Genomic DNA, 25,132 nt, shown 5'->3' on the forward strand with positions numbered 1-25,132 from the left:
AAACAACATTTTGAGGAAGAGACTATGGCTACGATCAAAGCGAAAGACGGCACGCAGATTTACTACAAAGACTGGGGCGCGGGTAAGCCGGTGCTGTTCAGCCACGGCTGGCCGCTGGATGCCGACATGTGGGACAGCCAGCTTAACTATCTGGCCGAGCGCGGCTTCCGCGCCATCGCCTTCGACCGTCGCGGCTTTGGCCGTTCAGATCAGCCGTGGAACGGCTATGACTACGACACCTTTGCCTCCGACATCAACGACCTGATCACCGCGCTCGATCTGCGCGACGTGACCCTGGTGGGCTTCTCCATGGGCGGCGGCGACGTGAGCCGCTATATCGGCACTTACGGCACCGACCGCGTGGCCGGGCTGGCGCTGCTGGGTGCGGTCACGCCGATCTTCGGTAAGTCTGACTCTTATCCGCAGGGTGTGGATCAGTCGGTCTTCGCCGGCATTCGCGACGGGCTGCTGAAAGATCGCGCCCAGTTCATCAGCGATTTCGCCACCCCGTTCTACGGCCTCAACGCCGGACAGAAAGTGTCTGAAGGCGGCCTGACCCAGACCCTGAACATCGCCCTGCTGGCCTCCCTGAAAGGGACGCTGGACTGCGTAACCGCCTTTGCCGAAACCGACTTCCGTGCGGATATGGCCAAAGTCGACGTGCCGACGCTGGTGATCCACGGCAGCAACGACCAGATCGTCCCGTTTGAAACCACCGGTAAAGTGGCGGCGGAGCTGATTAGCAATGCGGAGCTGAAGGTGTACGACAACGCGCCGCACGGCTTTGCGCTGACGCATCAGGACCAGTTGAACGAAGACCTGCTGACGTTTGTGAAGGGGCTGTAAGTGTTAAAGCTGACGCCACCTGGCGTCAGCTGTTCACATCCACTGCCCCCTGAACAAGCAGTGCAACACTTCAGATAATTCCGATAAAATGAGGAAAACTTTTTATTTTCATCAAGCTGGAGCGGGTAATGGTTCAGGAACACACCGACGTACTTTCATTCTTCACCTCTCACACGGCCAATAACGAGAATTACAGTATTGAATGGGGCCCGGCGTTTTGGGCACTACGAATAAAAGTGGAGGAAGAGCGCCCCAACTTCTCAGACGAGACGCTCTATGAACTTTGGTACAACCGCTCCAATGGCGTCGCCAGTATTAAGCAAGGCGGCATGTCACTGAATGAATTTAACGAGGCGAAAGAAAAGCTGCGCGCCCTGTCCCGTCTGATTGCCAAAGAATGTACGCCCGCCAATTATCAGCAGGTGATTACACAACTGAAGTCTCTCAAAGAACAAAAGATCCTGAAAAAAGTGTACTGGGCGCTGTGCCATCGTGCGTTTGCAGTTATGTACCCTGAGCACATCAGCAATATTGTTAACACTGGCGCGTTCTTTCGTATCTATAACTACTGCAATAACCGCTTTGATCTGGGCCTGTCAGGTCAAGGCGAGTGGTTTGACCTTAATCTTGAATTGAAAAAGGCACTTAACCAGGCGATAGGCTCCCAGATTGATGCCATCACATTGAATATGTCTCTCTGGCATCTGTACAAACATTTTATCCTTGAGAAAGACGATACTGTGGTGGTGCCCGACAACACGGGTGAAGATGATGAACAGGGTTCTGAACCCAACGATCTTCAATTGCCTAAAAACTTGATCCTGTATGGGCCACCAGGCACGGGCAAAACCTATAAAACAATCGACGTTGCCGTGCGCGCCTGTGAACCTCAGGCATACGCCAGGCTGGATGGAAAAGAAGAGAGCGAACGTCGACGCGAGCTTAAGAAAATTTATAACCAGCTGATGAACGAAAAACGGATCCGTTTTATTACTTTCCATCAAAGCTTCGGGTACGAAGAGTTCATTGAAGGACTAAGGGCAGAAACGACCGACGACGGTAACGTGCGTTATGACGTCAAACCTGGGATTTTCAAGCAAATTTGCGATGACGCCGCTTTTGGCAATGCGGGTATACAGCAGGCTCTGGACAAGGCACTTGTGCTGTTACAGGAACGGCTTGCTGAAGGAGAGAGCATTACGCTACGCACCCACAATGGTAACCCTTTCCGTGTGACTTACAAAAGCGAGGCTGTCTTTGGGATCTTCCCTGAGCAGAGCAAAAAAGAAGATTTGGGTCAGGGCTACAATGCTTATCTTAAGGACATTCGAGCCTGGTACCAGGATAACAATGCCAAAGTGCATAACGTTTCTTATATACGTGGGATCCTGGCGTTTCTGATTCGCGAAAATCATATTCCGGCCACACCGGAGAAGACAACTGGCGCTAAACGACAGAATTTCGTACTGATTATTGACGAGATTAACCGTGGCAATATTTCTAAAATCTTCGGCGAGCTCATCACGCTGATTGAAACCTCTAAACGTGCAGGTGAAGCAGAAGAACTCAGTGTTTCTCTCCCTTATTCCGCCACGTCATTTAGCGTCCCCAATAATCTTTACCTTGTCGGCACAATGAACACCGCAGACCGCTCCCTGACGGCGCTCGATACCGCGTTGCGCCGCCGCTTCGAGTTTGTACCTATGCTTCCAGACACCAGCTTGTTGGCAGGCACTAGGATCAAGGGGATTCAGCTTGAACGGCTACTGGAAACGCTGAATGCCAGGATTCAGGCGTTGTATGATTATGAACACACGCTGGGACACGCATTTTTCATGCCCGTAATACAAGCTAAGGATGACGAAGATGCCGCCTTCGATCTGCTTAAACGCATCATGAAAAATAAAATCCTTCCTTTGCTGGAGGAGTATTTCTATAACGACTGGCAAAAAATCCGCCTTGTCCTCGGTGACAACCAGAAACAGGACGAGAGCTTACAGTTCGTCTCATCAATAAACAGTGAAGGCAATTTCCTGCGATTGTTTGGTGCTGATGCTGCAGAAGATTTGCAGGAGGCGGGGATGACCTACCATCTTTCTCACGAGTCGAAGCCCGTATGGAATAACCCGCTGGCTTATCGCCAGATTTACGATCCAAAAGCCATACATCAGGAGAGCGAGGAATGACATCCGGCCATTCCTGGACGCTCATTGAGCACGGATATGTGATTAGCGATAAAGATCAGGGCCGCGTCAGGGACGCGGTTGTGCTGCCCGATACGCTTTTTCAATGGCTGGTGCAACGCTGTTTAAGTGACGATGTAGAATATGATAGCCGGTTGCTTACCCTTCGCGCTGTTGGCCGGGTTCAGGCACTGCAGGTGAAAAATTACGTGGGCGTGATTGCGCTACCGGGAGGTGCGTTTATTGAGGTGTTACCCAAAACGGGCCATGAACACGCCCGTGAGCAGTTAATAATGATGCTGCGTACTCTGAAAACCTTCCGACATATTGCAACAACATCGGCGAGCATCAAGACCTCACGCATGCCGTTGATGGATATCTTTATTCAGCAGTTCATCATCAGCGTTCAGTTTATCCTTCAACAAGGTCTTAAACGCGACTATCTTCGTCAGCACGATAATCTGGCGTGGATGAAAGGCAAATTACGGGTTTCAGCACAGCTAACCAAAAACAGCGTTCGGCACGATCGTTTTCAAGTGGAATATGATGAATACAGCGTTGAGCGTCCCGAAAACCGCATTCTGAAAACGGCTATCGATAAAGTCTCCCGACTGACCCGCAATCCTCAGCTGATACGACAGCTTCAGCCTTTGCTGACAGCCTTTGAACCCCTTTCCCCAGTTATGGATGTCGCATTTGCCTTCAGCCAGGTTCGCCTGGACAGGCATATGCATTATTACGAACAGGCACTGGACTGGGCAAAACTCATTTTACAAGGCGAGTCTCCACACTGTATGCAGGGGCAGGCTAATGCCATTTCACTGCTCTTTCCAATGGAGGCTGTTTTTGAATCCTTCGTTGCCGCCTGGATGAAACATCACCATCATCTACACTACCAGATCGATACACAGGCAAAAAAACACAGCCTGGCTCGTTATCACACGAAGAATATGTTCAGACTCAAGCCGGATATCTGGCTTCGCCCGCATGAAACTTCGCAGCATTCACCGATTATTTGCGATACGAAATGGAAAAAGATCAAGCCGTATAAACCTGGCTTTAACATTTCGCAAAATGACCTTTACCAGATGCAAGCCTACGGGGTGAAATATCTCGATAGCCGGGGGGATATGATACTTATCTATCCAGGGCATGACGGTTTTAATGATGCGCTTCCCCATCCCTTTGAACTTCACAAACCGGATGGTCATGCATTACGTCTGTGGGTCGTCCCTTTTACCATCGGAACCAGCATTCAAAACTCAAAACTCCATCTCCCAGAAGCTTTTACACTTTAATATGTGAACCTGACGCTCGCTTAGCAGGCGTCAGGCCTCCCATGACGTTATGAAACATGCAGAAAAAACGAGAACAGAATAATAAACAGCGGCAGTCTGAAGGTGCGGGCATCAGCTTACTTTGAGGTAAATACCATCCCCGCGTAAGGCTTATCCCGACACGCCGCCAGCCGCGCGGCCAGATCCCCCACGTGCAGTTCCAGCTTGTGCCCGTCCGGGTCGAGAAAATAGAACGACGCCCCTTCGCTTTTGTTCTCTTTCCAGACCGTTACGCCAGCGTCTTTCAGCTTTTGTACAACGGCGTCGAAATTTTCCGCTGCAACAGAAAAGGCGTAGTGGGTGTAGTCGCTATTTTGCGGCGGGATAAATGTTCGCGTTTCGTCATAAGACAGGCAGAGCCAGAGATCGCCGCAGGTAAGGTAAGCCCCGGAGTGCCATTCGGCATGCAGCCGCAGGCCGAGAAGATCGCGCCAGAATGCGATGCTGACAGGCAGGTTGCTGACGGCAAGGGTCAGATGGTTAAGGGCGTTGAGCATGAGGTCAGTTCCGTATAGAGGTTAACCTCACTTCTTTAGCATGTTTATCGACGTATAAACAGAAGCGCCGGGTGTCGCTGCGCTTACCCGGCCTACGAAAGGGCAAAACCGTAGGCCCGTGCAAGCGAAGCGCCGCCGGGCAATGGCTGCTACCGTCTTTTAGACCAGGCGGCACGCATTACGGGAATAAACACCGGTGGGATAACGCCCATTTTGGGCAACGGTGAAGCAATCTCCACGCCTGGTGCCACCGCAAACCACTCGGTATTAAAAGGCAATTTTTGCAGGCGATTAAGATCAAACTTTGTCGGCCAGCTTAGCCCTGCCGTATCCAACTGATCGTCGATGACAAATTCGCCCTGATAGACGTGGTCCGTCCGGGAGGTTCCATAGACAATCAGGACGGCATGCAGATCCGGGAAGACGTTCAAAATCAGTCCGGGACGCGCTTTCGGCCCCGGATGCCCCAGATCCTCATGTTGAGGAAATCGACACCAGATGATGTCACCGATTGCCGGTAACGGGTTGTAATTATTAGTCATAAGCGTCCTGCTTATTTAAATAATGGAGAGTCCAGATCGTCCTCTGAGATGTCGAGGCCTGACATTTTTCTGACCGCGTTGTGTTGCGCTTCGGTCAGCGGGCCATCGTCCTGTTCGTAGGCGGGCAACACCTCTTTGGCGAGGTTGCGTAACGCCTTGTGGACTAACTCAGTCTGGTTCAGGGATAGCTCCGCCATCAGACGTACAAACGTCTCTTCACTTACGCCGAATTCGTTGTCAACGGAACGGAGCTGGAACAGGAACTTTTTAGGTGCAGTGCGTGTTGGGGTGGGCATGATAACCTCTCTTCTTTACCGCTATATGCAAAGTATATAGAGAGGCAAAAAAATGATCCATATAGAATGTATATATCCTTTGCGGCGACAAACGTGAATCGCGCTTGCCGCCGCTTAAGCAGATTAGTGCTTCACCATCACATGCCGTACCACGGTGTAATCTTCCAGCCCGTACATCGACATATCCTTGCCGTAGCCGGAGAGCTTCTGGCCGCCGTGCGGCATTTCGCTCACCAGCATAAAGTGGGTGTTCACCCAGGTGCAGCCGTACTGCAGGCGCGCGCTCATGCGGTGTGCCCGGCCAACGTCCTGGGTCCAGACCGATGAGGCCAGGCCGTACTGGGAGTCATTGGCCCACTCCAGCACCTGCTCTTCGTCGTCGAACACGCTGACGCTTACCACCGGGCCGAAGACTTCGCGCTGGATGATCTCATCCCCCTGCTTCGCCCCGGCCAGCAGGGTCGGCTGATAGTAATACCCCTTACCTTCGGCCTTGTTGCCGCCGGTGACCACGTGAATGTGCGGCAGGGCTTTCGCGCGCTCGACCGCCTCGCTGACGCGGGTCAGATGGGCGGCGGAACTGACCGGGCCAAGTTCGGTGGATTCATCATCCGGAGCGCCCATTTTCAGGCTGGCGACGGCGACGCCCAGTTTTTCGACCAACGCGTTATAAACCTCTTTTTGCGCGTAGATCCGGCAGGCAGCGGTGCAGTCCTGCCCGGCGTTGTAGAAGCCAAAGGTGCGCACGCCCTCCACCACCGCATTGATGTCGGCGTCGTTAAAGACGATCACCGGCGCTTTACCGCCGAGCTCCATATGGGTGCGCTTAATCGACGGCGCGGTGTGGGCAATAATGTGCTCCCCGGTGGCGATGGATCCGGTCAGGGAGACCATGCGCACTTTGTCGTGGCCGGTCAGCGGGTCGCCGACGGTTTTACCCCTGCCAAACAGCACGTTAATCACCCCGGCCGGGAAGATATCTTTCGCCAGTTCGGCCAGCTTCAGGGCGGTGAGTGGGGTGATTTCAGAGGGTTTGAGCACCACGCAGTTGCCCGCCGCCAGCGCCGGGCCCAGCTTCCAGGCCGCCATCATCAGCGGGTAGTTCCAGGGGGCGATAGAGGCGACGACGCCCACCGGGTCGCGGCGGATCATCGAGGTGTGCCCCTCCATATACTCCCCGGCGGCCAGGCCGTTCAGGCAGCGGGTGGCACCGGCGAAGAAGCGGAACACATCGACAATGGCCGGGATCTCGTCGTTCAGCACGCAGTGCAGCGGTTTGCCGCAGTTCTGCGACTCCAGGCGGGCGAAGGTGTCAGCGTTCTGCTCAATCACGTCCGCCAGCTTAAGCAGGCATTCGGCACGCATTTTTGGCGTGGTCTGGCCCCAGGTGCGGAAGGCGCGATCGGCGGCCTGCACCGCGGCGTCTACCTGCTCCGGGCTGGCTTCGGCGATCTCCAGCAGCACCTCGCCGGTGGCCGGGTTGTACACGGGTTGCATCTCACCTGAACCCGCAACCAGTTCGCCATTAATCAGTAAGTTGTGTTGCATAGCCGACTCCATTGTTTTTATGTTCTGAGTGATTAGAGAGATTGTCCCGCGTTCAGGCGTTTTGCATGCTCGATCGCGTCGTTTTCCGGCGCGTTTGAGCGACCGAACGGACGGGCCAGCGCCATGTACACCAGTCCGGAAATCACCACCACCGACAGCCCCACCAGCACCGTCCAGCGGTCGATAAAGTCGCTGCTCTCGGCAGGTTGTGCCAGCAGCCAGATGCCGCACAGGCCATAGGCCAGCGCCAGCACGTTCACCAGCATTCCCCAGCCGCCGACGCTCCACTCCCCGGCCGGTTTCCAGCCTTTCAGACGCTGGCGCAGCGCCGCCAGCACCACCATCTGGAACGAAATGTAGATGCCGATAACCGCAAAGGCGGTGATGCGCGCCAGGTTATCCGGCTGGAAGTAAACCCAGACGCAGATAAGCACCGGCAGCAGGCAGCTGACGATCATCGCGTTGTCCGGGACGCTGTTTTTCGACAGCTTCGACATCCAGGCGCTGCCCGGCAGCATCTGGTCGCGGGAGAAGGAGAAGATCAGGCGGCTCAGCGCGGCCTGCAGGGAGAGAATGCACGACAGCATGGCGATCACCGCGATGATGATAAACACCGTGGCGCCGGTTTCACCCAGGGCCTCGTTGAGGATCGCCGGGATCGGATCGGCGATCTTGCCGTTGACGATGTTCATCAGGTTCGGGGAGGCCAACAGGTAGCCGAGGATGGAGATCAGCGCCGAAATGGCACCAAACACGATGCTGAGGATCATCGCCACCGGGATCTTCCTGCTCGGGTTTTTCACCTCTTCCGCCACGTTGCCGCAGGCCTCAAAGCCGAAGAACATGAACAGGCCGATCAGCGCCGCCGCCATAAACGCCGGCTGGTAGCTACCGTCTTTGGCAATCACCCCCATCGAATCAAACACCACCGAAAACGGCTGGGCACGATGGAAAATCAGCAGGTAGATCCCGAGCGCAATCACGCTGACGATCTCGCACCAGAAGCCGATCCTGGCGACCCGGGCGAGGTTTTTAGTGCCCGACATGTTTATCGCCATCATCATCAGCAGCAGCACGACCGAGGTGATCAGCATGTTACCGGGCGAGATTTCAAAGCCGAACAGGGAACCGACGAAGGTGGCGGTGTATTCCGCGACCGAGGTGATGGTCACCACCAGCGCCCAGAGGTAGATCCAGGCGGCGATCCACGCATATTTTTTCCCCCACAGGCGGCGCGCCCAGGGGTACAACCCGCCGGTAATAGGGTACTGCGACGCCACTTCGCCAAACACCAGGGCCACCAGCAGCTGCCCGCAGGCGACAATCGGGATCCACCAGATGGCCGGAGGCCCCGCCAGCGTCACCGCCAGCGCAAACAGGGAGTAGACCGCCGTCAGCGGCGAGAGGTAGGTGAACCCAAGCGAAAAGTTAGAGATGAGACCGATGGAGCGGTTAAATTGCTGTGTAGTATCGCTATGAATTTCTTCACTTTTCTTGCCAGAAGTCTGTTCCATACGTTTATTCTCTGTGTTGAGTTGGTGTCGCAGGTAACACGAATCAAGGTATAGAAGAGCGCCTGAACGCCGTACAGCACCGCCCTCGCGATTTGTTAAGATTTGTGTGGATATGTCACGTTTTTGTTAAGATCACACCGCATTTTCCGTGAGCGCCATCACTGCGCCAGGTTCATATCCCCCTCTTTTCCCGTTTTTTCCGCTCAATTCGGTCAATTTTTACGCCTGCATCACAAAATCTAAACAATCTGCCTGGTATGTGCCCATTTATCCAAAATGTAGATATTTTTAATTTATGGCTACGAAATACCCCGTTCCCTGAATACTTTCTGAGAGGATTGATTCTGATGAATGCACTGACCGCCGTAAAACAGCCCGACGAGGCGTTAGCCCGCACCATTACCGGTTTTCGCATCGCGCCCTCCGTGCAGTCTCCGCGCCTGCTGGAGCTGACGTTCTCAGCGGACGTCACGCAGCAGTTCCTGCGGGAGGTGGAGCAGTGGCCCATCCAGGCGCTGGAGTACAAATCCTTCCTCCGCTTTCGGGTGGCGAAGATCCTTGATGACCTGTGCGGCAACCAGCTCCAGCCCCTGCTGTTGAACACGATCCTCAGCCGCAGCGAGGGTGCCCTGCTGATTGACGCCGAGGGGGTGGATAACGTCGCCCAGGCCGACGAGATGGTGAAGATCGCCACCGCCGTGGCGCACCTGATTGGACGCTCGAACTATGACGCCATGAGCGGCCAGTATTACGCCCGCTTTACGGTGAAAAACGTTGATAACTCAGACAGCTATCTGCGCCAGCCCCATCGCGTGCTGGAGCTGCACAACGACGGTACCTTCGTCGATGAAGTGACCGACTACGTGCTGATGATGAAGATCGACGAGCAGAACATGCAGGGCGGCAACTCCCTGCTGCTGCACCTTGATGACTGGGAGTCGCTGGAAAAATTCTTCAGCCATCCGCTGGCCCGCCGCCCGTTACGCTGGACGGCACCGCCAAGCAAAAACGTCGCGCAGGATGTGTTTCATCCGGTGTTCGACGTCGACCAGCAGGGCCGCCCGGTGATGCGCTATATCGACCAGTTCGTGCAGCCGAAAGATTTTGAAGAGGGGGTGTGGCTGAGCGAACTTTCTGACGCACTGGAGAGCAGTAAACACATCATTTCCATTCCGGTGCCGGTGGGTAAATTCCTGCTGATCAACAACATGTTCTGGCTGCACGGCCGGGACCGCTTCACCCCGCACCCGGATCTGCGCCGGGAACTGATGCGCCAGCGGGGGTATATCAGCTACGCCACCAGCCACTATCAGACTCATCAGTAGGGATTGCGCGGATGTATGATTTCGTGATTACCGGCGGCGGCATCATCGGCATGTCGACCGCCATGCAGCTGATGGAGCTCTACCCGGACGCCCGCATCGCGCTGCTGGAGAAGGAGGCAGGTCCGGCCTGCCACCAGACCGGGCGCAACAGCGGCGTGATCCACGCCGGAGTCTATTACACTCCCGGCAGCCTGAAGGCGCAGTTTTGCCTGGCCGGGAACCGGGCCACCAAAGCCTTTTGCGATGAGAACCAGATTCGCTATGACACCTGCGGCAAGATGCTGGTTGCCACCTCTGCGCTTGAGATGGAACGGATGCAGGCCCTGTGGGATCGCACCGCCGCCAACGGGATCGAGCGCGAGTGGCTGAGCGCCGCCGAACTGCGCGAGCGCGAGCCCAATATCACCGGGCTGGGCGGGATTTTTGTCCCCTCCAGCGGGATTGTCAGCTATCGCGAGGTGACAGCAGCGATGGCAAAACGCTTCCAGGCGAAAGGCGGCGAGGTGATTTTCAACGCCGAAGTCAGCGCCCTGAAGGAGAATGCCAGCGGCGTGGTCATCCACACCCGCGACGGGCGCGAGTTTGAAGCCATGACCATGATTGCCTGCGCCGGGCTGATGGCCGACAGGCTGGTCAACATGCTCGGCATCGATCCGGGCTTTATTATCTGCCCGTTCCGGGGGGAGTATTTCCGCCTCGCGCCGGAACATAATCAGATCGTTAACCACCTGATCTACCCGATCCCCGATCCGGCCATGCCGTTTTTGGGCGTGCATCTCACCCGCATGATCGACGGCAGCGTCACGGTGGGCCCCAACGCGGTGCTGGCCTTTAAGCGCGAGGGCTATCGCAAGGGCGATATCTCCTTAACCGATATGCTGGAAATTATTGGTTCCTCCGGCATTCGCCGGGTGCTGCAAAACAACCTGCGCTCGGGCTTAAGCGAGATGAAAAACTCTCTGTGCAAAAGCGGCTACCTGCGGCTGGTGCAAAAATATTGCCCGAGCCTGACGGTGAAAGATCTGCACCCCTGGCCTGCGGGTGTGAGGGCGCAAGCAGTTTCGCCAGACGGGAAGCTCATCGACGACTTTTTATTTGTCACCACGCCGCGAACCATTCATACCTGTAATGCGCCCTCACCGGCGGCGACCTCGGCGATCCCCATTGGCGCGCATATTGTCAGCAAGGTTCAGACCCTGCTCGCCAGTCAACACAACCCCGGCCGCGCACTGCGGGCAGCCAGAAGCGTGGACACACTCCACGCCGCCTGTACCCGTTAAACATTCTGAGACAGGAAGCCATCATGCAACTCAACGATCCCAGCTTATTCCGCCAGCAGGCCTATATAGAAGGAAAGTGGTGCGACGCGCACCGCGGCGAGGCGATTACCGTCTCCAACCCGGCAAACGGCCAGACCCTGGGCAGCGTGCCGAAGATGGGCGCCGATGAAACCCGCACCGCGATTGAGGCGGCGAACCGCGCCCTGCCCGCCTGGCGAGCGCTCACTGCCAAAGAGCGCGCCAACATCCTGCGCCGCTGGTTCGATTTGATGATGGCCAACCAGGACGATCTGGCTCAGCTGATGACCCTCGAACAGGGCAAACCGCTGGCGGAAGCGAAAGGTGAAATCAGCTATGCCGCCTCCTTTATAGAGTGGTTCGCCGAAGAGGGGAAACGCGTCTACGGAGACACCATTCCCGGCCATCAGGCGGACAAGCGCTTGATTGTGATAAAGCAGCCGATTGGCGTCACCGCCGCCATCACCCCGTGGAACTTCCCGGCGGCGATGATCACCCGCAAGGCGGGCCCGGCGCTTGCGGCAGGCTGCACCATGGTGCTCAAACCCGCCAGCCAGACGCCCTACTCCGCCCTGGCGCTGGCCGAACTGGCAAGCCGCGCGGGCATCCCCGAGGGGGTCTTCAACGTGGTGACCGGCTCAGCGTCGGACATCGGTAACGAGCTGACCAGCAACCCGCTGGTGCGCAAGCTCTCCTTTACCGGCTCGACCGAGATTGGCCGCCAGCTGATGGCCCAGTGCGCGAAAGACATCAAAAAAGTGTCGCTGGAACTGGGCGGCAACGCGCCCTTTATCGTCTTTGACGATGCCGACCTGGGCAAAGCCGTGGAAGGGGCGCTGGCCTCCAAGTTCCGCAACGCCGGGCAGACCTGCGTGTGCGCCAACCGCCTGTACGTGCAGGACGGCGTTTACGATCGCTTTGCCGAAAAACTCCAGCAGGCGGTGGATAAACTCCAGCTCGGCGACGGTATGACGCCGGGCGTCACTACCGGGCCGTTGATCGACAGCAAGGCGGTAGCAAAAGTTGAAGAACACATTGCCGACGCGGTGGAGAAAGGCGCGCGCATTATCACCGGCGGATCGCTGCATAAACTGGGCGGCAACTTCTTCCAGCCGACTATTCTTGTAGATGTGCCCGGTGATGCCAAAGTGGCCAAAGAGGAGACCTTCGGCCCGCTGGCCCCGCTGTTCCGTTTTCAGGATGAGGCGGACGTTATCGCGATGGCCAACGATACCGAGTTCGGTCTGGCTGCCTATTTCTATGCCCGCGATTTGAGCCGCGTGTTCCGCGTCGGCGAGGCGCTGGAGTACGGCATCGTCGGGATCAACACCGGCATTATCTCTAACGAAGTGGCCCCGTTCGGCGGGATCAAAGCCTCCGGTCTGGGTCGGGAAGGTTCCAAATACGGCATCGAAGATTACTTAGAAATCAAATATATGTGCATCGGCCTTTAACTTATGTGATTCAGGAGATTTCAATGAGCAGCAATAAAGAGTTAATGCAGCGTCGTAGCAATGCCATTCCCCGCGGCGTGGGTCAGATCCACCCGATTTTTGCCGCCCGCGCCGAGAACAGCCGGGTGTGGGACGTTGAAGGCCGTGAATATCTTGATTTCGCCGGCGGCATCGCGGTGCTGAACACCGGGCACTTGCACCCGGAGGTAGTCAGCGCCGTCGAAGAGCAGCTGAAAAAGCTGTCGCATACCTGCTTCCAGGTGCTGGCCTACGAGCCCTACCTGGAGCTTTGCGAAACCCTGAACCAGAAAGTGCCGGGCGATTTCCCGAAAAAAACCCTGCTGGTGACCACCGGCTCCGAAGCGGTGGAGAACGCGGTGAAAATTGCCCGCGCCGCCACGAAGCGCAACGGCACCATCGCCTTTACCGGGGCCTATCACGGCCGCACCCACTACACCCTCTCGCTGACCGGGAAAGTGAACCCTTACTCTGCGGGTATGGGGCTGATGCCGGGCCACGTCTATCGCGCGCTCTATCCGTGCGCCCTGCACGGCATCAGCGATGACGATGCCATCGCCAGCATCCACCGCATCTTTAAGAACGATGCCGCGCCGGAAGATATCGCCGCCATCGTGATCGAACCCGTGCAGGGTGAAGGCGGCTTCTACGCCGCCTCCCCTGCTTTTATGCAGCGCCTGCGCGAGTTGTGCGACGAGCACGGCATCATGCTGATCGCCGACGAAGTGCAGAGCGGCGCGGGCCGTACCGGGACCTTCTTCGCCATGGAGCAGATGGGCGTGGCGGCGGATATCACCACCTTCGCCAAATCCATTGCCGGCGGCTTCCCGCTGGCGGGCGTCACCGGACGCGCCGACGTGATGGACGCCACCGCCCCGGGCGGGCTGGGCGGCACCTACGCCGGGAGCCCCATCGCCTGTGCCGCCGCACTGGCGGTGATGAAGGTGTTCGAGCAGGAAGATCTGCTGGGCAAAGCCAATAAACTGGGCAACACCCTGCGCGAGGGCCTGCTGGCTATCGCCGAAAAACACCGGGAGATCGGCGACGTACGCGGCCTGGGGGCGATGATCGCCATCGAGCTGTTTGAAGACGGGGACCACAATAAACCGAACGCCGCCCTGACGGCGCAGATTGTCGCCCGGGCGCGGGATAAAGGGTTGATCCTGCTCTCCTGCGGCCCATACTACAACGTGCTGCGCATCCTGGTGCCGCTGACCGTGGAAGAGGCGCAGCTTCAGCAGGGGCTGGCGATCATCGCCGAGTGTTTTGACGAGGCGAAGCAGGGCTAGATTTTACGCCCGGTGTAAGCCGGGCAGTTTTTAAGGAGCAGGACCATGACCATCATTTCCCAGGCGACGGCCATAGACGGATACCGCTGGCTGAAGAACGACATTATCCGCGGCGTTTATCAGCCGGATGAGAAGCTGCGCATGAGCCTGCTGACCTCCCGCTATGAGCTGGGCGTCGGCCCGCTGCGCGAAGCGCTGTCGCAGTTGGTTGCCGAAGGGCTGGTCACGGTTATCAACCAGAAAGGCTACCGGGTGGCGCCGATGTCCGAACAGGAGCTGCTCGATATCTTTGACGCGCGCGCCAACATGGAGGCGATGCTGGTCCGCCTCGCCATCGAACGCGGCGGCGAAGAGTGGGAAGCCGACCTCCTCGCCCGCATGCATCTGCTGAACAAGCTGGAATCCCGCGATGCCAGCGAGACCATGCTGGACGAATGGGACCAGCGGCATCAGGCGTTTCATACCGCCATTGTGGCGGGGTGTGGTTCGCAGTATTTGATGCAGATGCGGGAAAGATTGTTCGACCTGGCGGCGCGGTATAGGTACGTGTGGCTGCGGAAGACGGTGCTATCGGTGGCGATGTTAGAAGAGAAGCATGTGGAGCATCAGCGGTTGCTGGATGCGGTACTGGCAAGAGATGAGGTTAAGGCGGGGGAGTTGATGTATCAGCATTTGTTGACGCCGATTCCTATTATAAGGGGGGCGATGGGGGTGGGATTGGGGCTATGAAAAACCCCTTTTGATTATTCGGGTACAAAACCTGTAGCTAAAAACGGCTAACAGTAAATTGAAGCCCACAGCGGCTGCGAAAGCAGCATTAGAAACCTTTTCCCCGGCAGGAAAAATCATCTCATAAGGCAGCAAACGGAGCAGCGCCCAAAACAGGAAAGTAAAAAAGACTATCTTCCCAAACCGTCTTAACGTGGATAGTGTCCACTCTTTAAGAAGCTCAGCAGGCCTTGTTTTGCCTGTAATCGCATTATAAGCGCTAATAATTATGCTCATTAAAGGAACGCTGATTAGCATGTTGATTAAGAGGCTTATGTCCGCTCTAAGTGAATCGTAAGGCTCGGGTTCAGGCTCTCCCCAAATCTGTTTCGTTATCTTTTCTGCATCAGTGAGACTTATGTGCGCATAGATAAAATTATCCACCAGCTCTTCATAAGGAACCGCCCATGCGACGAATAGCATGACGATAAAGAAAAGCACGATCCTGATGAATGTCCACGTTCCCTGTAAAAGCATACTCCACCTGACACGCCCGAATAATATGCACACTATGGTAAAAGGTTTATATTACTTTCTCTATCTTAACTGCCTGGTTATATTCTTATTTCAGTATTCTGGTGCAGGGATTGTGGATTAAAAGGAGAATATCATTATGGAACCAACGTTAGATGAGGTGATTAAGATTATTCGAGAAAAATTCGGACCTTATCGCAAACCTATCGACGGCAATTCACTCATTGAAGATGACCTGCATATCTGTGGCGACGATGGTACAGACCTTTTAGAGGCCTGTGAGCAAGCGTTTACTATTTCATTTAATACGGAGGTTAAAAGCCTCCGAGAGAGATTCTCGCTCGCAGAGAACGAGTACCTGTTTACCAGTGAAGGGCTTGATCCTTTTGGTATCGGGCTTTTTATCAACTGGTTACGTGGCATACCCAGGCCGATCATTCGTGATTTAACGGTAGATGAGTTGCATCGTGTAATAATTGAAGCTGTTAGAGAACAAACCAAACAGGATTAAACGTATATAAATTTATTATCATTAATACAGCATCAAGCCATTCATTATATTAATACCTAAAAGCAGTCTAATCGCGCTTATTACGTTTTATATTACTCTGGACTTATTTTTATTTACTGGTTAGATTTACAGGTGTTATTTAACGCAATACGGGCATGCGCCAACATGCCCGTATTGCTCATCACAATCACTATTTATAGAGAATAGTAACCATGACTAATATCGATTGTATTGCAGAATCCCTGCAACCAGAAGTGTTTGCCGCTGACGACCGCGTATTTACCGTAAGTTATGCGACGCGCTATGGGGATTACACCCGCATCCCCGCATTCATCATGAAAGGCCTGTGGCTAAATGAAGCCGGATTCAGCACCGGAACGAAGGTGGATGTGAAGGTGATGAAAGGCTGCATGATACTGACGTCCCGGGAGTCCGAACCGGAGATTGAGACGCTGATGCGCGAGGTGAGCCAGCTGTCGGCGAGTAAGCAGAAGCAGGTGATGGACTTTGTTGGGGTGATCTCGGGGCAGCTTCGAAAGGCTTAAGACAGGGATGGAATGAGGAAGGCGCCGATGGGCGCCTTTTTTGTTATGCCCGGCGCCACGATCTTCTACTGCAAAACGTCACAAATTCACCAAATACATAGATTCACCGTTTACATCACCATTCATTTATTGTGTGATCCCGTTACAGGTTTTGGTAGTTAGCTACCTCCCCCACCGTAACAGGATTTCATTGATGGAATTTTACCAGGCTGATCCTACGCTGGAGAACTACTGGCGCGGGGTGATTCTTTTTGGAAAGAACGTCGCATCGTACAAGTTCGCGCTTGCCCATGCCCTGTATGAGATCGATAAGTCGGGCAGCGACATCATTACTCTCGACGAACTCGCCGTGCCGTTCAGCCGCCATCTTTGCGAACATCTGAAACACGCCCCGAAGCAGATCACCTCGAGCCGCAGCCAGTTCCTGAAAACCTGCGTGCAGTTTAATAACAATGAAATTTCTCATAACCATCTGATTGAAACCACGGTACGTCGAGGTTTTGCCAATGTGATTGATGCCTTCCACAATGTGAATGGCGGCGAGATCGAAAAACGGTTTTTCATTGATGAGCGCAAGACATATAACGGCATCCGCCTGACGGATAACTTCTTTCATCTGGGCGAGCGTCTGCAGTATCAGAACCTGGCTTTTGAAACCACTGCGCGCTGGAACCTGGTCGAACAAGCCTGGGCGATGGGCGTTTCCCGCAACCTTGTTGGCGTTGAGTTCGACGAAGACAATCAGTTGCTGTTTAGCCGCGTGAATGCGCGTCGGGTTGATATCACCAGCTGTCGCGATAGTCTCAACGGCTACCAGAAAGGACGCTGTTTTTACTGCTTCAAACCCATCAGCCTGATACCGGGCGATCCTGAGCTGGCTGATGTTGACCACTTCATTCCGTGGGCGGCACGCGATGAAGTCACCAATATCAATGGCGTGTGGAATCTGGTGCTGGCCTGCAAATGCTGCAATCGCGGCGTTGAGGGCAAGTCTGCTCGCCTGCCAGGAAGCAGACTGCTGGAACGGTTAAATGCCCGCAACGAGTATTTCATCCAAAGCAAACTTCCACTGCATGAAACCATTGTCCAGCAGACCGGAAAGCAGCCCGCCACGCGGAAAAACTTTCTTGAAAATAACTGGTACGCTGCCAAAGTGAGGCTGTTCCATACCTGGGAACCGAAAGCCGAAGGCGAGGCCACATTCTAATGACGCTCAAATACTATCAGGACAATGCGCAGACTTTCTTCGACGGGACGGTGAATGTCGATATGTCGTCGCTCTACGAGACCTTTACTCGCCATCTTGCGTCTGGGGCTCGGGTGCTGGACGCGGGATGCGGCTCAGGACGCGATGCAAAGGCGTTTAAGGAGATGGGATATCAGGTGGAGGCGTTTGATGCGTCCTCTGCGATGGTTGAGCTGGCACGGGAGCATACCGGGTTACCGGTTCAGCTAATGTCCTTTGCGGATGTGAACTGGAAAGAAGAGTTTGATGGGATTTGGTGCTGTGCGTCGTTGTTGCATGTTCCGGCGGAGGAGTTGCCGGGGGTGATGCGGAAGCTTGCGGATGCGCTTAAGCCTGGCGGGGTTTGGTATGTGTCGTTTAAGTATGGGGATGGGGAACGGGAGGTGGATGGGAGGCGGTTTACGGATATGGATGAGGTGGGATTGCGAGCACTGATACGGGAGAGAAAGAAGATCGAGATTTTTGAGCTATGGACGACAAAGGATAAGCGTCCTCACAGGGAAGAAGTTTGGGTTAATGGACTTTTGGGAAGGAGATGAAGGGGCTATAAAACCGCCCTTCATTTAGTAGTAATAAAATTAGTAAAATTTGAATATCTATTTTATTGAATAAAAAAATTTTATTGCGGGAGCCATAATAAGTAGTGTTCCGCTGACTCCCTTGAAAAACTTACTCAATTATATCATGCTGAGTATTTAAAATTTCATTTAACAAGGTACATTCTTTGGCACGAGGTATCATTTTCGCATATGCAATAAAGAACGTTACTGTCACACCCGCCCCTAAGTACAATATCAACTGTCCCCATACAGGAATTTGATCACTTCTATATACAGCCAGCACAAGGCATATAATTGAAAGGAACAGGAATTGCAATGAATAAAACAAATAAATTCCATTTTCTATCCAATATGGAACTCCTTTCTTGAACACTAACACATTGTTTTCTAAATGCAAAAATGATCTGAACTTTTTGAAGAAATTTATTGGTATTATATCTTTATTTTTATGCAGTAAGCTCCATACAATCTTTTGTCTGGCAACATCAGAGATCCCAGAAGTACGGTACCGTATTATCCTTTTAATTTCGTTATTTAAACAGTCACGATCCTTATCGTTCAGCTCATATTTATTCAGCAAACGTTGATACTCATTAATCCTTGAGTTTCTAACTGCCTTAAAAAGTGCAGCTATGCTATGTAACCTCCAAATCAAAAGATATAAAACACTGATAATAGGGAAAAAAATTAAAACCTGTGTAACCTGAATGACGCCATCAGACACAGCTGTCTCCAACCATCCATTTAAAATATCGAAAATTTTATCCATGAAATCCTCCATAAAAAACAGGATAAATGATACCACAAAAATTTAATAAAATTTCTCATCACTCCTGATATCTCATTAACTGTTTGACAGAGGCTAATATCATTATTCTGCAGAATGATTTGTTCACTCAAACGATGCCAGCTCGTTCTGCTTTGTAAAGGTCATTGCTTTAAGCTCAATGCTTGTGTCGTAGGCGATTAGGCATTGATGAGATTTCAAGGATGGTCATGGTTTTTTTAAAGCATAATGATTTTGTCGGTATCAGCCCAAAACATCGTTTCAGGTCATTACTCAACCCTCTAATCTGTGTAAAATCAGAGCTAATCCTAGTTGTTGAGAGCTCTGCTATGGCTGGCATAAACAAAGCACATCTGACTGAAACGGACATTATCACCAAATTTATCCTTCCAGCGGTTAAAGATGCCGGTTGGGACCTTCTGACGCAGATCCGTCAGGAAGTGAAACTACGTGATGGCAAAATTGTAGTTCGCGGCAAACTGGCATCACGTGTCAAAGTAAAATCTGCAGATATCGTGCTGTACCACAAACCGAACTTGCCGTTAGCTGTTATAGAAGCTAAAGCCAATAAGCACGCTATCAGCAAAGGGATGCAACAGGGTCTGGACTACGCCAGCCTGCTTGATGTGCCTTTTGTATTTGCATCTAACGGCGACGGATTTGTTTTCCACGATAAAACTAATCCGCAAAATCTCGAATCCGAAATTACCCTCAGCGACTTCCCTGGGCCTGAACAGCTCTGGCAAAAATATTGTGACTGGAAAGGGTTCACTCAGGAGCAGTTGCCAGTTATCAGTCAGGACTATTATGACGACGGCAGTGGAAAAGCTCCCCGTTACTATCAGATGCAAGCAATCAACCGAACGGTAGATGCAGTGTCTGCTGGCAAAAACCGTATTTTACTGGTGATGGCAACCGGTACGGGCAAAACCTATACCGCTTTCCAGATAATCTGGCGACTGTGGAAAGCTAAAAATAAAAAACGCATCCTGTTCCTTGCTGATCGCAACATTCTGGTCGATCAGACGAAAAATAACGATTTCCAGCCTTTTGGCTCTGCGATGACTAAAGTCACCGGCCGAACAATCGATCCTGCTTATGAGGTGCATCTGGCACTATACCAGGCGATAACCGGCCCGGAAGAACATCAAAAAGCCTATAAGGACGTTGCCCCGGATTTCTTTGATCTGATTGTGATCGACGAATGCCATCGTGGTAGTGCATCTGAAGATTCAGCCTGGCGGGAGATACTTGAGTATTTCGGTAGCGCCACACAGGTTGGCCTGACAGCTACGCCAAAAGAAACTGAAGACGTCTCTAATATCGACTACTTTGGAGAGCCGGTTTACACCTATTCGCTTAAAGAGGGGATTGAGGATGGCTTCCTCGCCCCATATAAAGTTGTGCGTGTCGATATCGATGTTGACTTGCAAGGATGGCGGCCCGTAAAAGGCCAACTTGATAAATACGGTAAAGAGATAGAAGACCGTATCTACAACCTGAAGGATTTCGATCGCACGCTAGTCATCGATGAACGCACCATGCTGGTGGCTCAGACCATCACCGATTACCTGAAACGCACCAATCCGATGGATAAAACCATCGTTTTTTGCAACGACATTAATCACGCTGAGCGAATGCGCCACGCACTGGTGGTTCTCAATCCGAAACAGGTACTAGAAAACGAAAAATACGTGATGAAAATCACCGGTGATGACGACATTGGCAAGGCGCAACTGGATAACTTTATTAATCCTAAAAAAGCTTATCCTGTTATCGCAACAACGTCAGAACTAATGACCACCGGTGTTGACGCTCAGACCTGCAAGCTGGTGGTACTGGATCAAAATATCCAGTCCATGACCAAGTTTAAACAGATTATCGGGCGCGGTACCCGTATCAACGAAAAGCACGGTAAGTTGTGGTTCACCATTCTCGACTTCAAAAAAGCAACCGAGCTGTTTGCCGACCCACGCTTTGACGGTTTGCCAGAAAAAGTACTGGTAGTGAAACCCAGCGACATTTCCAATCCAGATTCTGACTTCGGTGAACAACTGGATGCTGAAGATAATGTTGATGAGGATCATAACCCTGCCAGTGAAGCACGGGAAGACGGAGCCGAATATCAGGTCAATCCTGACAACAAACCGGGGAGCGGTGAATTCCATGATGACGACGAAAACAAAGTCCGCAAGTTTCATGTGAATGGCGTGGATGTGAAAGTTCTGGCCAAGCGTGTTCAGTATTACGATTCAGACGGCAAACTGGTGACTGAATCCTTCCAGGATTACACCCGTAAAACGATGCTGAAAGACAGCGAATACGCGTCACTGGATAGCTTCGTACGTAAATGGCAGGATGCGCCGCGCAAACAGGTCATCATCGAAGAACTGGAGCAACTGGGGATTCTGTGGGACGTGCTGGCCGAAGAGGTGGGTAAAGATCTCGACCCGTTTGATTTGCTCTGCCACGTAGTGTACGGTCAGCCACCGCTAACACGTCAGGAGCGTGCGGCCAACGTGCGTAAGCGCAACTACTTCACAAAATATGCCGAACCGGCGCAATTAGTGCTCCACACGTTGCTGGATAAATACGCCGATGAAGGGGTTCAGGAAATTGAAGATGTTAATGTTCTGAAATTGAAACCATTCGATATCCTGGGCCGCCCGTTAGAAATCATCAATAAGCGCTTTGGTGGTAAACAGTCTTATGCGCAGGCCATAAATGAGCTAGAAAACGAAATCTACCAGTTGCCGCCGCGCTCAGCCTGATAATGAACAAACATATTGCCACCGGCCGCAAGTGCGACCGGTGGCATCCTTTTTAAGTATGGAAAGAATACATGTCGATTAGTTCAGTAATTAAATCCCTCCAGGACATTATGCGTAAAGACGCCGGCGTGGATGGCGATGCCCAGCGTCTGGGGCAGCTCTCATGGCTGCTGTTTTTGAAGATTTTTGATACCCAGGAAGAAGAGCTTGAACTGGAGCAGGATGACTACAACCTTCCTATTCCTGAACGCTATCTATGGCGCACCTGGGCAGCGAACAGCGAAGGCATCACCGGTGATGCGTTGCTGGAATTTGTGAATGACGATCTGTTCCCGACGCTGAAAAACCTCACCGCGCCAATCGACAAAAATCCGCGTGGTTTTGTGGTCAAACAGGCGTTTAGCGATGCCTACAACTATATGAAAAACGGCACGTTACTGCGCCAGGTGATTAACAAGCTCAACGAAATCGACTTCAGCAGCAGCTCTGAACGTCATCTGTTTGGCGATATTTACGAACAGATCCTGCGCGACCTGCAAAGTGCCGGTAATGCAGGTGAGTTCTATACCCCGCGTGCAGTGACGCGCTTTATGGTCAACCGAATTGATCCGAAACTAGGCGAGTCGATTATGGACCCGGCGTGTGGTACCGGCGGCTTCCTTGCCTGCTCATTTGACCATGTGAAAGAGCATTACGTCAAAACGACAGAGGACCATAAAACCCTGCAACAGCAAATTCACGGTGTCGAGAAAAAGCAGCTTCCACATCTGCTGTGTACCACCAATATGCTCCTGCACGGTATTGAAGTGCCAGTGCAAATTCGCCATGACAATACCCTCAACAAGCCGCTTTCCTCGTGGGATGAGCAGGTTGATGTGATTGTTACCAACCCACCGTTTGGCGGCACCGAAGAAGACGGTATTGAGAAAAACTTCCCGGCAGAGATGCAGACCCGTGAAACCGCCGACCTGTTCCTGCAACTGATTATCGAAGTGCTGGCCGACAAAGGCCGCGCAGCGGTGGTCCTGCCGGATGGCACGCTGTTTGGTGAGGGCGTGAAAACCAAAATCAAAAAACTGCTCACCGAAGAATGCAACCTGCACACCATCGTGCGGTTACCGAACGGCGTGTTTAACCCGTACACCGGCATCAAAACCAATATTCTGTTCTTCACCAAAGGTGAGCCAACGAAAGAAATCTGGTTCTATGAGCATCCGTACCCGGCGGGCGTGAAGAACTACAGCAAAACCAAGCCGATGAAGTTTGAGGAGTTCCAGGCAGAGATCGACTGGTGGGGTAATGAAGCCGATGGCTTTGCCAGCCGCGAAGAAAACAACCAGGCGTGGAAAGTGGGCATCGACGAAATCATTGCCCGCAACTTTAACCTAGACATCAAAAACCCGTACCAGGGCGAAACCATCAGCCACGACCCCGACGAATTGCTGGCGAAATTCCAGAAGCAGCAGGGCGAAATCAGCGAAATACGCAACCAGTTGCGCGACATCCTCGGTGCCGCGCTGGCAGACAACAAGGGGGCAAACTGATGGCTGTTGAAAAGTTGATAACCGACCATTTCGATACCTGGACTTCCGCCCTGCAAACCCGCTCCACCGCCGGGCGCGGCAGCAATGGCAAAATTGACCTCTATGGCATTAAGAAGCTGCGTGAGCTGATTCTTGAACTGGCGGTGCGCGGTAAGCTGGTGCCGCATGACCCGAATGATGAAGCCGCGTCGGAGTTGTTAAAGCGTATTGCCGCTGAAAAAGCGGAGCTGGTGAAGCAGGGTAAAATTAAAAAGCAGAAGCCTCTGCCGGAAATTAGCGAGGATGAGAGGCCGTTTGAGTTGCCGGTGGGGTGGGAGTGGGTAAGGTTGGGGGATGTCGCTGAAATTATCCGTGGTGTGACATATGGGAAAGCTCAATCTTCGGAAATAAAGAAAGACGGAATGCTTCCTCTTCTTAGGGCGAATAATATTCAATCTGAAATTTTACTTGAGCCGCTTGTCTATGTTGATGAGGAATTGGTTTCCCCTGAACAATATCTGCGTATGGGTGATGTATTAATAGCCATGTCTAGTGGTTCGGAGTCACTTGTTGGAAAGGCTGCTCAATTTTTTGAGAATGGAAATTACACATTCGGTGCTTTCTGTGGTGTTGTCAGAACATACTCTAAAATAGTCGATGAGTTCATCGGATTCTTCCTCAAAACACCATTGTACAGAGAGCAAACAAAATCTTCTGGCAAAGGTATTGGAATTAAGAATTTAAACAAATCAAATTTGGAAATGCTATTAGTAGCTATGCCCTCCAAGAGAAACTGTGCTCAATTATTGGAAGAGACTACTTTTTTATTATCTTTGTGCGATCAGCTGGAACAGCAATCCCTGACTAGTCTGGATGCCCATCAGCAACTGGTGGAAACCCTGCTGGCAACGCTGGTCGACAGCCAAAATGCCGAAGAACTCGCCGAAAACTGGGCGCGAATTAGCCAGCATTTCGACACTCTGTTTACCACCGAAGCGAGTATCGATGCGCTTAAGCAAACCATTCTGCAACTGGCGGTAATGGGTAAGTTGGTGCAGCAGGATCCTAACGATGAACCGGCATCTGAACTGCTTAAACGTATCGAGCAGGAAAAAGCGCAATTGGTGAAAGAAGGGAAAATCAAAAAACAAAAATCGTTGCCGCCAGTTAGTGATGAGGAAAAACCGTTTGAGTTACCGTTGGGATGGGAATGGATTCGGTTTGGTGAAATTTTAACAGAGTTAAAGTATGGAACTTCTCAGAAATGTGATTATTTAACTAATGGATATCCTGTTCTGAGAATTCCCAACGTGGTTGGAGGCGAAATTTATTTAGAAGATATGAAGTTTGGTAAACTATCAGAGCATGAAGTGAAAGAGTTATCATTAGAAAAAGACGATTTAATTTTTATTCGATCAAATGGAAGTCTTGGTATTGTTGGTCAGTGTACTTTATTACGACAATCTTTAGTTGATCATGCTTATGCCGGTTATTTAATTCGTGCAAGGATGTTTAGTGATGCGGTATGTGCTGAATATATATCATTAATGATGAAGACGGTTTTTATTCGCGATCAAATAGAGAAACCGATCAGAACAACTACAGGTGTTAAGAATATTAATTCTTCTGAATTATCAAATTTAAAATTAGCACTTCCGCCTTTATTAATGCAGAAGGTGATTGTAGAAAAGATTGATGTTCTTTTGAGTTTTTGCGAATCCCTCAAATCCCGTCTGCAATCCGCCCAGCAAACCCAGCTCCACTTGGCGGACGCGCTCACCGACGCAGCATTAAACTAAG

The 25,132-nt window shown here is 52.4% G+C and carries 22 protein-coding genes; 15 read left to right on the forward strand and 7 right to left on the reverse strand.

Annotation, left to right across the window (positions count from 1 at the left end; translation table 11 throughout):
• The first annotated feature begins 24 nt into the window (after positions 1-24).
• From ACOYA6_RS14345 to ACOYA6_RS14355, 3 genes are all read left to right on the forward strand, one after another.
• Positions 25-846: an alpha/beta fold hydrolase gene (locus ACOYA6_RS14345; protein ID WP_039030563.1), complete on the forward strand. Its 822-nt coding sequence runs from the start codon at positions 25-27 to the stop codon at positions 844-846.
• 128 nt (positions 847-974) lie between these two features.
• Positions 975-3,032 (forward strand): McrB family protein, encoded by a 2,058-nt coding sequence (locus ACOYA6_RS14350; RefSeq protein WP_039030564.1) that lies wholly within the window; start codon positions 975-977, stop codon positions 3,030-3,032.
• Positions 3,029-4,327 (forward strand): McrC family protein, encoded by a 1,299-nt coding sequence (locus ACOYA6_RS14355; RefSeq protein ID WP_039030565.1) that lies wholly within the window; start codon positions 3,029-3,031, stop codon positions 4,325-4,327. Before ACOYA6_RS14350 ends, ACOYA6_RS14355 begins: the two co-directional genes overlap by 4 nt.
• Before the next feature lie 116 nt (positions 4,328-4,443).
• Here ACOYA6_RS14355 and ACOYA6_RS14360 read toward each other — a convergent pair whose 3' ends face one another.
• The 5 genes from ACOYA6_RS14360 to ACOYA6_RS14380 form a co-directional block, all read right to left on the reverse strand.
• Positions 4,444-4,863: a FosA8 family fosfomycin resistance glutathione transferase gene (locus ACOYA6_RS14360; RefSeq protein ID WP_039030566.1), complete on the reverse strand. Its 420-nt coding sequence runs from the start codon at positions 4,861-4,863 to the stop codon at positions 4,444-4,446.
• 149 nt (positions 4,864-5,012) lie between these two features.
• Positions 5,013-5,405 carry a hypothetical protein gene (locus ACOYA6_RS14365; RefSeq protein WP_039030567.1) on the reverse strand — a complete coding sequence of 131 codons (393 nt, stop codon included), beginning with the start codon at positions 5,403-5,405 and terminating at the stop codon, positions 5,013-5,015.
• 11 nt (positions 5,406-5,416) lie between these two features.
• A complete protein-coding gene (locus ACOYA6_RS14370; protein ID WP_039030568.1) occupies positions 5,417-5,701 on the reverse strand; it encodes a hypothetical protein in 285 nt (94 codons plus the stop codon).
• Between the two features lie 123 nt (positions 5,702-5,824).
• On the reverse strand, positions 5,825-7,249 hold the full coding sequence (gene patD / locus ACOYA6_RS14375) for an aminobutyraldehyde dehydrogenase (RefSeq protein ID WP_039030569.1): 1,425 nt from the start codon (positions 7,247-7,249) through the stop codon (positions 5,825-5,827).
• 32 nt (positions 7,250-7,281) lie between these two features.
• Positions 7,282-8,763: an APC family permease gene (locus ACOYA6_RS14380; RefSeq protein WP_039030570.1), complete on the reverse strand. Its 1,482-nt coding sequence runs from the start codon at positions 8,761-8,763 to the stop codon at positions 7,282-7,284.
• A gap of 347 nt (positions 8,764-9,110) precedes the next feature.
• On the opposite strand from ACOYA6_RS14380, the gene glaH reads away from it, so the two are divergent.
• The 5 genes from glaH to csiR are packed head-to-tail and all read left to right on the forward strand — an operon-like array spanning position 9,111 to position 14,876.
• Positions 9,111-10,088 (forward strand): glutarate dioxygenase GlaH, encoded by a 978-nt coding sequence (gene glaH, locus ACOYA6_RS14385; protein WP_039030571.1) that lies wholly within the window; start codon positions 9,111-9,113, stop codon positions 10,086-10,088.
• An 11-nt stretch (positions 10,089-10,099) separates the two neighbouring features.
• Positions 10,100-11,368 carry an L-2-hydroxyglutarate oxidase gene (lhgO, locus tag ACOYA6_RS14390; RefSeq protein WP_039030572.1) on the forward strand — a complete coding sequence of 423 codons (1,269 nt, stop codon included), beginning with the start codon at positions 10,100-10,102 and terminating at the stop codon, positions 11,366-11,368.
• 23 nt (positions 11,369-11,391) lie between these two features.
• Positions 11,392-12,840, forward strand: coding sequence for an NADP-dependent succinate-semialdehyde dehydrogenase (gene gabD, locus ACOYA6_RS14395; RefSeq protein WP_422654892.1), 1,449 nt, complete (start codon positions 11,392-11,394; stop codon positions 12,838-12,840).
• A 23-nt stretch (positions 12,841-12,863) separates the two neighbouring features.
• Positions 12,864-14,147 carry a 4-aminobutyrate--2-oxoglutarate transaminase gene (gene gabT, locus ACOYA6_RS14400; RefSeq protein WP_422654893.1) on the forward strand — a complete coding sequence of 428 codons (1,284 nt, stop codon included), beginning with the start codon at positions 12,864-12,866 and terminating at the stop codon, positions 14,145-14,147.
• 45 nt (positions 14,148-14,192) lie between these two features.
• A complete protein-coding gene (gene csiR / locus ACOYA6_RS14405; RefSeq protein ID WP_039030575.1) occupies positions 14,193-14,876 on the forward strand; it encodes a DNA-binding transcriptional regulator CsiR in 684 nt (227 codons plus the stop codon).
• On the opposite strand, the gene ACOYA6_RS14410 is transcribed toward csiR, so the two are convergent.
• A complete protein-coding gene (locus ACOYA6_RS14410; RefSeq protein WP_422654894.1) occupies positions 14,871-15,392 on the reverse strand; it encodes a hypothetical protein in 522 nt (173 codons plus the stop codon). The two genes, csiR and ACOYA6_RS14410, sit on opposite strands and share 6 nt — an antisense overlap.
• A 136-nt stretch (positions 15,393-15,528) precedes the next feature.
• Between ACOYA6_RS14410 and ACOYA6_RS14415 the strand changes: the two genes are divergently transcribed.
• The 4 genes from ACOYA6_RS14415 (at position 15,529) to ACOYA6_RS14430 (ending at position 18,230) form a co-directional block, all read left to right on the forward strand.
• Positions 15,529-15,900: a hypothetical protein gene (locus tag ACOYA6_RS14415; protein WP_039030577.1), complete on the forward strand. Its 372-nt coding sequence runs from the start codon at positions 15,529-15,531 to the stop codon at positions 15,898-15,900.
• Between the two features lie 212 nt (positions 15,901-16,112).
• Positions 16,113-16,445, forward strand: a complete 333-nt coding sequence (gene symE, locus ACOYA6_RS14420) for an endoribonuclease SymE (RefSeq protein ID WP_039030578.1) — start codon at positions 16,113-16,115, stop codon at positions 16,443-16,445.
• 193 nt (positions 16,446-16,638) lie between these two features.
• Positions 16,639-17,652, forward strand: coding sequence for an HNH endonuclease family protein (locus ACOYA6_RS14425; RefSeq protein WP_422654895.1), 1,014 nt, complete (start codon positions 16,639-16,641; stop codon positions 17,650-17,652).
• Complete coding sequence (locus ACOYA6_RS14430; RefSeq protein WP_422654896.1) at positions 17,652-18,230, forward strand: class I SAM-dependent methyltransferase; 579 nt, start codon at positions 17,652-17,654, stop codon at positions 18,228-18,230. Before ACOYA6_RS14425 ends, ACOYA6_RS14430 begins: the two co-directional genes overlap by 1 nt.
• Positions 18,231-18,360: 130 nt before the next feature.
• On the opposite strand, the gene ACOYA6_RS14435 is transcribed toward ACOYA6_RS14430, so the two are convergent.
• Positions 18,361-19,020 carry a hypothetical protein gene (locus tag ACOYA6_RS14435; protein ID WP_422654897.1) on the reverse strand — a complete coding sequence of 220 codons (660 nt, stop codon included), beginning with the start codon at positions 19,018-19,020 and terminating at the stop codon, positions 18,361-18,363.
• A gap of 347 nt (positions 19,021-19,367) precedes the next feature.
• On the opposite strand from ACOYA6_RS14435, the gene hsdR reads away from it, so the two are divergent.
• The 3 genes from hsdR (at position 19,368) to ACOYA6_RS14450 (ending at position 25,131) form a co-directional block, all read left to right on the forward strand.
• The gene (hsdR, locus tag ACOYA6_RS14440; protein WP_422654976.1) at positions 19,368-21,809 is read left to right on the forward strand and encodes an EcoAI/FtnUII family type I restriction enzme subunit R; all 2,442 of its coding nucleotides are present in this window, start codon (positions 19,368-19,370) and stop codon (positions 21,807-21,809) included.
• A gap of 71 nt (positions 21,810-21,880) precedes the next feature.
• A complete protein-coding gene (locus tag ACOYA6_RS14445) occupies positions 21,881-23,353 on the forward strand; it encodes an N-6 DNA methylase (protein WP_422654898.1) in 1,473 nt (490 codons plus the stop codon).
• Positions 23,353-25,131, forward strand: coding sequence for a restriction endonuclease subunit S (locus ACOYA6_RS14450; RefSeq protein ID WP_422654899.1), 1,779 nt, complete (start codon positions 23,353-23,355; stop codon positions 25,129-25,131). The genes ACOYA6_RS14445 and ACOYA6_RS14450 overlap by 1 nt, the downstream gene beginning before the upstream one ends.
• Position 25,132 lies beyond the last annotated feature (1 nt).

This window comes from Leclercia barmai (assembly GCF_049312895.1).
GTDB classification, from domain to species: Bacteria; Pseudomonadota; Gammaproteobacteria; order Enterobacterales; family Enterobacteriaceae; genus Enterobacter; species Enterobacter barmai.